The sequence below is a fragment of the Methanospirillum hungatei genome, assembly GCF_020216685.1.
In the GTDB taxonomy this organism is placed as follows: Archaea; Halobacteriota; Methanomicrobia; order Methanomicrobiales; family Methanospirillaceae; genus Methanospirillum; species Methanospirillum hungatei_B.
Genome location: NZ_JAIWNS010000030.1, coordinates 1 through 10000 on the forward strand (window position 1 = coordinate 1; position 10000 = coordinate 10000).

Sequence of the window (10000 nt, forward strand, 5' to 3'; positions counted from 1 at the left end):
TATCATATGTATCTGATAGGCGAAGCCCTGATCGGCGAAGGATCCGAACTGGCTCATGTGGACCTGATCGTCGGAGATAAGAACGGTCCGGTCGGGATGGCGTTTGCAAATGCACTCTCACAACTCTCAGCCGGGCATACCCCTCTTCTGGCTGTTGTACGTCCGAATCTGCTCACGAAACCGGCAACGGTCGTGATTCCTAAGGTTACTCTTAAGAATGAGGGGCAGGTCAACCAGATGTTCGGGCCTGTCCAGGCTGCTGTTGCAAAGGCGGTCGCTGATGCGGTTGAGGAAGGGCTTTTTGGCGATGTAAATATCAACGATATCTGTATTCTGGCCAGCGCTTTCCTCCATCCGTCAGCAAAGGACTATAACCGGATCTACCGGTATAACTATGGTGCGACAAAGCTTGCAATATCACGTGCATTCGAAGAGTTCCCTGACGAGAAGACGTTGATTCACGAGAAAGACCGCGCTGCACATGCTGTCATGGGCTTTAAGGTTCCGCGCCTCTGGGACCCGCCATACCTACAGGTTGCCCTCGATATTGTTGACCTGGGCAAACTCAGATCTGTTCTCTCTTCCCTTCCGGAGAACGACCACCTGATCATCGAAGCAGGAACCCCGCTTATCAAGAAGTTTGGTCTGAATGTCATCTCTGAGATCCGTGCCGTTAAACCAAACGCTTTCATCGTCGCGGATATGAAGATTCTTGATACCGGAAACCTTGAGGCCAGGATGGCAGCCGACTCATCTGCTGATGCCGTGGTTATGTCAGGTCTTGCTCCCGCATCTACCATCGAGAAGGCCATCATCGAAGCACGCAAGACCGGTATCTACTCGGTCATTGATATGCTCAACGTCGAGGACCCGGTTGGTCTTATCGCCAGTCTGAAGGTCAAGCCTGATATCGTCGAACTTCACCGTGCCATCGATGCTGAACATACCTCCCATGCCTGGGGCAATATCGGCGACATCAAGAAGGCAGCAGGCGGAAAACTCCTGGTCGCAACCGCCGGTGGTATCCGTGTCCCGGTTGTCAAGGAAGCACTCAAGACCGGTGCAGATATTCTTGTGGTCGGCAGAGCAATCACCGCAAGCAAGGATGTCAGACATGCTGCCGAGGAGTTCCTTGAGCAGCTCAATAAGGAAGAGATCGATCAGTTCAGAATCATGACTGATTTTTAAGGCCAGAACAAGAAAATGCCCGGCATTTTCATGTTCTGGTGAGGTGGTCAGATCAGATCATTAATTTTTTTATCCTACTGTTGCTTCACTCATCTTTCTCCTGGTTTTGTATCCATTCATTATTGGGTGGTGTCCCTGCATGAAGATCACAAACCACAAAGGGAAAAGAGGAATACATGAATGCCCTCACTATGCACTGTATTATTAAATCCTCAAGGATTCGAAATTTCACTTATCACAGGAGATCAAAAATGGTTGAGCCTTTCAAAACATCAATAACTATTTCCAAGGATGATGCCCGGCGTTTTCATGAATATGATAGTGATCCGTTGAAATACTAAAATGACCGGAGCAAAGCCGCTGCTTGCCGGGCCCGGCAAATCGCTCAAAATCTCAAATCCTAATTCATAGATTTTGATTCTGCTGGGATACCCCTGATGTATCTATCCGATTCTGTTCTTATATGAAGTCTAAAAGAAAAACGCAATACATTAATATTTTATCATGTGAACAGACGAGTAAGGATTCTGTACAGATTAGGAAGTAAACCGATCGGTGTGGTGTTGATGAGGTTCATCTCATTGTTTTTGACCGGAGACACCGGGTGTCATGGGATGAGAAAATATTTCAGGAGGCCCGTGTCTACAAAGGATCTGAAACCGAGATGGACCAGTGCTTAGTTACGATATGGGGAATGTGAGGGGGAGTTAATTGATAGAGTTTTTACATGTTACTTCAATATATGGGGTGTTCATAAAATGAAATATTTCAATACCGCCGGTCCCGTTAATTGCAAAGATCATTATTGCCTTTCCCCGCTCAGTCGGTTCAATCTTTCAGAAATTCTCGGACTTATATCCCAGAAGAAATATTTTGTCCTTCATGCGCCGAGACAAAGCGGGAAAACCTCATGTCTTCTTGCCCTCGAGGATTACCTGAACGCTTCAGGATCATACAAATCCCTATATATTAACGTTGAATCAGCCCAGGCGGCCAGAAATAATGTGGAAAAAGGAATATCTGCAATTATTATTGAGATACAACGAAGAATTGAACTTTCCGGATTTGATGCCGATTCACAAAGAATTGTGAAAGACCTTTGTGATCCACACCTTTCATTATCTGCGCTGAACAGTGCTCTGACCAGGCTTGCCGAAAGTTCTCCTTTACCTCTCGTCCTGCTCATCGATGAGATAGATGCTCTTGTTGGAGACACCCTGATATCAGTTCTCCGCCAGATCCGGTCCGGATATGATACCCGGCCTGACCATTTCCCATCAACGGTGATTCTCTGCGGTGTCCGGGATGTTCGGGACTACCGGATCCATTCAGATACCGAACAGATGATCATCACCGGCGGAAGTGCCTTTAATGTCAAGGCAGAGTCACTTCGCCTTGGGAATTTTTCTGAAGAAGAGGTCCGGACCCTCTGCCTTGAACATACACATGAGACCGGCCAGATTTTCACAACTGAAGCTCTTTCGACTATATGGGATCTTACCAGCGGACAGCCCTGGCTTGTAAATGCCCTGGCATATGAGACCTGTTTTAAATTGGAGCACGGGAAAAACCGTGATAATCCCATCACGGATACTATGGTTGAACAGGCAAAAGACAACCTGATTATCCGGAGAGAGACACATCTCGATCAGCTGGCAGACAAACTCAAAGAAGAGCGGGTACGGCGAGTAATTGAACCTATCCTCACGGGAGATCTGTACGAAGGAATGCTCCGTGCAGATGATATTGAATATGTTGAGGATCTGGGCCTTATCACCCAGGCACCGAATGGGGAGATATCCATCTCAAACCGGATATATCAGGAGATTATCCCCCGCCAACTATCCTGGGAGAGCCAGTCAGGAATGGCTCTGAAACAGGCATGGTTTGTCGATGATGATGGAAGACTCAATATCTCAAAACTTATCGACGAATTTCAGCAGTTTTTCAGGGAGCATTCGGAGAGCTGGATTGAGAGGTTCCAATACAAGGAGGCAGGACCGCAGATCCTCCTCCAGGCATTCCTTCAGCGGATCGTAAATGGTGGAGGGCGGATTGACCGGGAATACGGGCTTGGCCGGACACGGACTGATCTCTATGTACGATGGCCACTTCCGGATAGGACGGTCCAGAGGGTAATTATTGAACTTAAGATCCTCTATAGATCCCGTGAACAGACGATTGAGGATGGAATGAAACAGATAATGAAATATATCGACCGGTGTGGCGCTGATGAGGGTCATCTCATTGTTTTTGACCGGAGACCGGAGGTGCCATGGGATGAGAAAATATTTTGTGAGAAGAGAGAGTTAGAAGAGTGCCGGGAGAGGAACGGGATCCCTGTAGTTATTTGGGGGATGTAAAAAGCCCTTACCAACCGTTTTCTCACGAATATTTAAATATACGAAATTCACTTATCCAATCTGTTTTGAATAATTATTTCAGCCCATTCAATAACTATTTCTGCCAAGTCTACTGCCTCTGAATAGTGCTTCTCTTCGATAATTATTGGAAAACCGGGATACCTTGTCTGGACAGCCTAAATCGAAAGCCGTTCTGCTTCCTTAATACTCGCTGGAATATCAATACCCTCATCCTCAAGAAGAGTGAGAAGATGATGGATATCATGAGAATAGGGAAATGATACCTTCAGCGAAATAAAAATTGCCTTAATCGCCTTTTCTGCTGCTTGCTGAGCCTGATAACAAAGATCCTCTAAATATACTTCATCATTCTGAGCATTGGCAAGATTCATACTCGAACGAGCACGATTTATCCATTCCAAGGGATTATCAGGCGACCATCTCGTTCTCATAAATAACCGTTCCCTCTCGTAATGCAGGATATAATGTGGAGTAATTTATTTTTTTGAATTTTTCAATCTCTTCTGGAGAACAGATAACAATATCAACAGACTGTCTGATTCCATGGAGATTTACATAGATGTCCCCTAACAATCGGACTCTATCATATGTTCCTGATTTTATTATCAGAAGATCAATGTCGCTCTCTGGCCGATTATCTCCACGGCTTAAAGAACCAAATAGAATAATTTTTTCTGGATCAGCTGTTTTACAGATACATGTCACTATAGGATCAAGATTCGGATTCTCCTTTGACAATCTTTCCATGGTACTTTTTGATCTCACTTACTTCACCAGAATCAGATTACTTACCATTCTCTCCTGTCACCTCAAAAACTTCTTTATCGCAATGTTATGATTATTAAAAGAAATTGGTATTGTATTCGAACAGTGAGGTGAAATTAACCAATAATCAGGACTGGATTGCCACATCGCCCATTCAATATAGAATATATAAAAGATAGAGAACCATCTACCTATACAGTATCGTCAATACAATACATATTTATACCAAGAAGTCGAGTTCTCTCTTACCTTTACAGAGGTGACACGTAATGGGAATTGGCGAATTACTCAGTGACTCATTTGGCTATGCAAATGAGGGATTAATCGGAAAATGGGTGCGATGGATCATTCTCATCATCTCATCGATTATCTTCCCCCTGATTATGGGATATTCACTCCGGGTTATGAAGGGAACCACACCTGCCCCGGAACCAGGTGATTATCTTGGAATGTTTATCGACGGAATCAAGATGATCATTATCGAAATCGTCTATATGATTATCCCTCTCATCATTGCAATAGCCACCTTCTCTCTCAGTGGAGGATTTGGAAGTGTTGCAATGCTTGGGATGAATGTAGAAAATCCACTTGCATACATAGGGATGCTGGTTGCTACCTTTGGTTTATCCCTGATTCTCTTCATGATTGTGGCCTTTATCTTCTCCCTGTTTGGAATCATCGGAATGGTACGGTTTGCAAGAACCGGCAGTATGGGAGAGGCATTTGCATTTGGTGAAATTACAAACACCATTGGAAAGATCGGATGGGGCCAGTACATCATTGCTCTCATCGTGCTCTTCATCGTTATTTTTGTAATCTATGCAGTAATTGGATTAATACCAGTAATCGGAGGATTAATCAACCTTATCATTGCTCCATACATCGTACTGATGACCTCACGGTATTACTCAAATCTCTATGATACGGGAGCCTGATACGGTATAAACGAAAAACCACACTTTTTTTGAGTCTAGATTACCTGAATATTCGAAAAATATCCATAACTCTTCTGTTCTGCCTCACCTGACCGAATACTACACCATGGATCCTGCCCGGAGATTTATATCAGACAGAGAGCGGGCTTTGACACATGAATTTGCCACAGGAATCGCAAAACCTGGGGCTGCTCTGGATACGATGCCAGCATCATCTATAAATACCGCTCATCGCTTTTGCAATTACCATCGGAGTTACGGTATTTAAAATCATACAAACCGGTGGTAATTTCACTATGGATGCCCTCATCCCGATTGCAGGAACACTTATTGCCGGGGGAGTTATTTCCATTATCATCGGTTTTATCTTTTTACTCCTGAGTATCATTGGATCGGTCAGATTTGCGAGAACACAAAGCATGAAAGAGGCCTTCGCTTTAGGGGAGATATTCGGGACAATCGGTACAATTGGATGGATAAACTACATCATCTCCCTCATCGCATTTTTCATTGTCGTAATTCTCATCCTGCTTGTAGTAACCATTATTGAGATACTACTCGGGTTTATTCCCATTCTTGGATGGCTCATCGGGTGGATTATCAACCTGTTCCTGTCACCCTACCTATCCATCCTGGGAAGCAGATATTATTCACTTCTCTATGATGAAGGAATCTAAAACCCTTTTTTCCACCCATTTTTAGCATTCAACCATACCTTTATCCCTCCATAAACGTCTATAACTTATATGTCTACTGAAGACGTGCTGAAAGAGGCAACAAAAAATATCAGTGATCTCATATCAGCCAGGCGGGTGATGGGGGACCCGATTGACCTCGGAGATAAAGTGGTCATTCCGGTAACGAGGTTTGGACTGGCATTTGGTGCAGGAAGCGGGAAAGGAAAGGAAGGAGACGGAAGCGGTGCCGGTGGTGGCGGGGGAATTGAACCGATGGCCCTGCTGGTTGCTCATAAGGAGATCAAAGGAGCGGAAGGAATTCAGGTCTTCTCGCTCAAGAAGGAGAACCCGGTAGCCCAGGTGATAACTGCCCTCAGCGAATCACTCGTGCCCCAGGTCATCGAACTGGTGAAACAGAAAGAGCCGGCACCTGCCAGTCCGACTGAAGAAGAGAAATCATAAGAGTGCCTCTATTCCATCCGGCTGGTGATCTGCTCATCACCGTCGGCATAATTCTGTTTTTATTCATCGGTATCAGAATTCTATACAGGATACCGCTCAAGATCTCATGTGCAGCAGAAAGGGATAAAGCCAGACTGTGTGGTGAGAGTTCCGTAGGTTTCGGACCATTCAGTATTGCATTTCGCTATGATGGAGTCTTAACGGGAGAGATGAGAATCATGGGGAGGCATCTTTTTTCGTTTTCACTCCCGACATCGGAGGATGCGGATACCGAACCGGAAAAGGAGAAATCAGAGGAGGGCATCCAATCAGGCATGAGATGGATTCCGGTGATATTTCAGGGCAGCAGACGAATCATCCAGCATTTCAGGATCGATACCCTCACCTGTCATGCACGGATAGGCTGCGGCGATCCCTGTACAACCGGGATGGTGTATGGATGCATTCAGGCAATTACTCCATTGCTTCCGGGCACACATGATATCTCTATTACTCCTGACTTTGATGAACCGGCACTTGAGGGGCATTGCAGGCTGGATACCCTGTTTGTGTACCCCTTCTCTCTCCTCGTCTATCTCTGCAGGATCATCATTCCGGAGGTCCTGAATACCAGTGACAACAGGAGGGAAGATTGATGCAGAGCCCGGATGGGAGCATACGAATCCTGGAGCCGGTTGCTCTTGCTGGAAGAATAATCTACCCGGTAGTCAGAACCCATGCATGGATAGGGGATCTTGGGGGTATGATATCTCTAAAACCCTGTGCTCTCCTCATTCGGGAAGATAAAGCATGGTTTTTCGTATCAATTGACGATTCAGCTCCGGATATATCATCCCTATTTTCTCTTCATATCAATGAAACAAAGGACAGATAAGCGATGCCTGGTCCTTGAACTCAAGTGAAAATGAGGGTTATCATAAACCGGTACTATCCTGCTTCCTGAGAAGCCCACATACCGGCTGGCAGAATGGATACGATACCTGTTATTCACCACCAGGGGGAGGATCCAGGGAGAAAAAAGAATAGTGCTGTTCAACTACGGTGCCACGGACAAGAACGTCGGCTGGCATGATGATACATCCCCTGAATACCACATAGTGCTTTTGAATAGAGACTCTATAGCCTTCAGGAATTACTCCTATGATGCCATCAGAAACACAGGATTTCAACGGTGAAGATAAATTATCACTCCAATAAAAATATTAATACATGATGTAATAATAATTGTATTACATGGCAAAAACAAAACCGAAGAGTCATGCAAGTGTCTCTCTCCGGATGCCTATTGAATTAAAGGATGCACTGGACAGTTATGTGGCAGAACATGAGCTGAGCTCGATGTCTGAAGCGATCATTGCCATTCTTGTTGAGAAATTAAACCCGCCTATCCCAGGATTATGCTGGCCGTGTAATTATCAGAACCCGGTTGATGCAAAATTCTGTTGCAAGTGTGGAAAGAAACTGAAAACTGATCAATGATACGTAATACTAATAGTATTACAGACATACATACAAGTATTCATAACAGATAACGATGAGGTATACAAGATGAGAATCGTCAGCATTATCGGAAGTCACCGGAAAAACGGGAACACTGAAACAATGCTTAAGGCATTTGACAAGGAGTTCAAATCACTCGATATTCCGGATTATAAGAATAAGTTGTACAACATTTCGGAGATGAACATCTACCCGTGCAGGGCCTGCCTGAAATGTAAAAGGAAAGATAACTGTATTATTGAAGATGATTTTGGAAAAGTAGCTCTCAAGATGATCCAGAGCGATCTCATCATTATGGGTTCACCAGTGTACTTCTCGGATGTGAGTGCCCAGATAAAGGCCCTCTTTGACCGGACCTACTCCCTCTGGCATGAAAAGAAATTAAAAGGGAAAAATATCATCTTTGTCGCTACCTGTGCAGAGTATGGGTCCGGACATACTATTGATACCATGAGGCACTGGGCATTGGATCATGAGATGAATATCATCGCCACCGTCGAGGGAAAAAGCGAGAAGAAGGGAAAGGTCCTTGAGAATGAGATGACCGTGAAAGCAATTGCAGATGCAGTCCGGGCATGTGACAAGATTATCCCAAAAAGTGATGAGAAGTGAAGGAAAATTCAAAATCAGGTATTCGTCTCATAATCAATAGCAAGGTACTCCCCATGTCCTTCACAGATCTCACAATAGAGATCTATATAGGGAAAACACCGTGGACAGAGATGATATGAAGCTTTACCATTCATCATATGGATGAACATACCTTTTTTTGAATTTTCAGGCATCATCACTAGTATATCCAGAGGCAAAACCATAATGATATGGTATAGAGAATCTATAGAGAGCCGAAAAATCAGGTTTTGGTTCTCCAAAGCCCTTTTCCTTCAGGTTATCCTGCAATCTTCCCACAGGAATGATATTTGGGACTGTACCGACTGAGATAGTATCCGGCATCTGAGAGAAACTGCATTGCATCAGTCAATGACCGGGCATGAAATGATCCTGACTCAACAGGAAGCATATCTGTCATCTTATCATCATATGACTCATACACGGGATAATTTTTTCTCCAGAGAATCTGAAGCGGTGCCATATGACAGGAGAATGAATTCATGGGATTTGGATATCTCTCAAATAATTGTATGGTGAGTGATAGTCCTTTGATTTTAATAAGGGAATACCGCTCATGATACTCATCCATAAAAAGTCCGATGATCAGAGTATCCCGATCCTTTATCCCCAGCGTGATTGGGAAATCAAAAGAATCACTCCCTCTCATCCGGTTCACGCCCTGCATGAATGCACGGATCATAAACCGGTCTGATGATTCCAGATTATAGCAATATGCTCCATACTCTTCACGAGGGGTAAGATGATGAATCATCTCCTTGAGGGTGCATCGGGCAAGATGGATGATCCCATAGAGAGTGTCAGGATTATCATTTCCTTGTATCCGAAGGAAGGGAAGGCCGGGTTGATTTGTAATACAATCAGGATCCCGAAGTATTTCATTGAAATGTAATATCCTGTTTCTGACCTCCATAGCCTCAAATGACCTCTCCGGGAACAATACAGACATACCCGAAAGGAGAGACTCTGCTATGACCAGTAAATCTTCAGAAATACGGTCAAATAGTCTGAAAATTCCGGGAATCATAATTATTCCTGCATAATCTACCGATGAACCCTCTATCATAAACCGGTACTGATCTGGCACGGCGAATTGAGAATACACCGATTCCATATCCCCACGGTGTAAGCCATGCTGAGCATGTAAAATCGCACGGTCCAGAACCCGAATGAATAGAGATACATCATCGGTGGCCTCAAAACCCTTCAATATAGTCTTCTTTTTATTCGTGATTTTTTCAAGACAAAGATCACAATCAATCATATATCCTCCTATCATCTCCAGAGCAAAGGAAAATCCAATGCGTAAGAGAGGATTTTCACAAAGATATCTCCATTGTCCGGATTATGAAAGGAATTACCCGGATTACAGAGACACTGCCTATCAGGAACACAGATCCATAAAGGCAGGCAGATGATTCTTTCTAGCCTATAAAACATGATGAATATTTTCTCATGG

At 44.2% G+C, this 10000-nt stretch carries 13 protein-coding genes; 9 read left to right on the plus strand and 4 right to left on the minus strand.

Translation table 11 applies throughout. From position 1 onward, the window contains the following. Window positions 1-6 precede the first annotated feature (6 nt). Together LDL35_RS01750 and LDL35_RS01755 are read left to right on the plus strand one after the other, a co-directional pair. A complete protein-coding gene (locus tag LDL35_RS01750; RefSeq protein ID WP_304018887.1) occupies window positions 7-1188 on the plus strand; it encodes a bifunctional 5,6,7,8-tetrahydromethanopterin hydro-lyase/3-hexulose-6-phosphate synthase in 1182 nt (393 codons plus the stop codon). 758 nt (window positions 1189-1946) lie between these two features. Beyond that, window positions 1947-3551, plus strand: a complete 1605-nt coding sequence (locus tag LDL35_RS01755; protein WP_304018866.1) for an ATP-binding protein — start codon at window positions 1947-1949, stop codon at window positions 3549-3551. Between the two features lie 176 nt (window positions 3552-3727). Here LDL35_RS01755 and LDL35_RS01760 read toward each other — a convergent pair whose 3' ends face one another. Both LDL35_RS01760 and LDL35_RS15260 read right to left on the minus strand, forming a co-directional pair. Next, window positions 3728-4003 carry a HEPN domain-containing protein gene (locus LDL35_RS01760; protein ID WP_304018868.1) on the minus strand — a complete coding sequence of 92 codons (276 nt, stop codon included), beginning with the start codon at window positions 4001-4003 and terminating at the stop codon, window positions 3728-3730. Next, entirely contained in the window at window positions 3981-4319 is a 339-nt protein-coding gene (locus tag LDL35_RS15260) for a nucleotidyltransferase domain-containing protein (RefSeq protein ID WP_369694876.1), read from the minus strand. Before LDL35_RS15260 ends, LDL35_RS01760 begins: the two co-directional genes overlap by 23 nt. A 287-nt stretch (window positions 4320-4606) precedes the next feature. Between LDL35_RS15260 and LDL35_RS01765 the strand changes: the two genes are divergently transcribed. The 5 genes from LDL35_RS01765 to LDL35_RS01785 all read left to right on the plus strand — a co-directional run bounded on the left by LDL35_RS01765 (window position 4607) and on the right by LDL35_RS01785 (window position 7285). Next, window positions 4607-5272: a DUF4013 domain-containing protein gene (locus tag LDL35_RS01765; RefSeq protein WP_304018870.1), complete on the plus strand. Its 666-nt coding sequence runs from the start codon at window positions 4607-4609 to the stop codon at window positions 5270-5272. A 230-nt stretch (window positions 5273-5502) separates the two neighbouring features. Beyond that, a complete protein-coding gene (locus LDL35_RS01770; RefSeq protein WP_304018889.1) occupies window positions 5503-5949 on the plus strand; it encodes a DUF4013 domain-containing protein in 447 nt (148 codons plus the stop codon). 69 nt (window positions 5950-6018) lie between these two features. Beyond that, the gene (locus tag LDL35_RS01775) at window positions 6019-6411 is read left to right on the plus strand and encodes a GerW family sporulation protein (RefSeq protein ID WP_304018872.1); all 393 of its coding nucleotides are present in this window, start codon (window positions 6019-6021) and stop codon (window positions 6409-6411) included. 2 nt (window positions 6412-6413) lie between these two features. Next, entirely contained in the window at window positions 6414-7046 is a 633-nt protein-coding gene (locus LDL35_RS01780; protein ID WP_304018874.1) for a DUF2953 domain-containing protein, read from the plus strand. After that, window positions 7046-7285 (plus strand): hypothetical protein, encoded by a 240-nt coding sequence (locus LDL35_RS01785; protein ID WP_304018876.1) that lies wholly within the window; start codon window positions 7046-7048, stop codon window positions 7283-7285. The genes LDL35_RS01780 and LDL35_RS01785 overlap by 1 nt, the downstream gene beginning before the upstream one ends. 109 nt (window positions 7286-7394) lie before the next feature. On the opposite strand, the gene LDL35_RS01790 is transcribed toward LDL35_RS01785, so the two are convergent. Beyond that, a complete protein-coding gene (locus tag LDL35_RS01790; protein ID WP_304018878.1) occupies window positions 7395-7580 on the minus strand; it encodes a hypothetical protein in 186 nt (61 codons plus the stop codon). A 64-nt stretch (window positions 7581-7644) separates the two neighbouring features. Here LDL35_RS01790 and LDL35_RS01795 point away from each other — a divergent pair, with 64 nt between their 5' ends. Both LDL35_RS01795 and LDL35_RS01800 read left to right on the plus strand, forming a co-directional pair. Then, complete coding sequence (locus LDL35_RS01795; RefSeq protein WP_304018880.1) at window positions 7645-7890, plus strand: hypothetical protein; 246 nt, start codon at window positions 7645-7647, stop codon at window positions 7888-7890. 69 nt (window positions 7891-7959) lie between these two features. Continuing rightward, window positions 7960-8523, plus strand: coding sequence for a flavodoxin family protein (locus LDL35_RS01800; protein WP_304018882.1), 564 nt, complete (start codon window positions 7960-7962; stop codon window positions 8521-8523). Window positions 8524-8800: 277 nt separating this feature from the next. Here LDL35_RS01800 and LDL35_RS01805 read toward each other — a convergent pair whose 3' ends face one another. Beyond that, a complete protein-coding gene (locus LDL35_RS01805; RefSeq protein ID WP_304018884.1) occupies window positions 8801-9805 on the minus strand; it encodes a hypothetical protein in 1005 nt (334 codons plus the stop codon). Window positions 9806-10000: the final 195 nt, after the last annotated feature.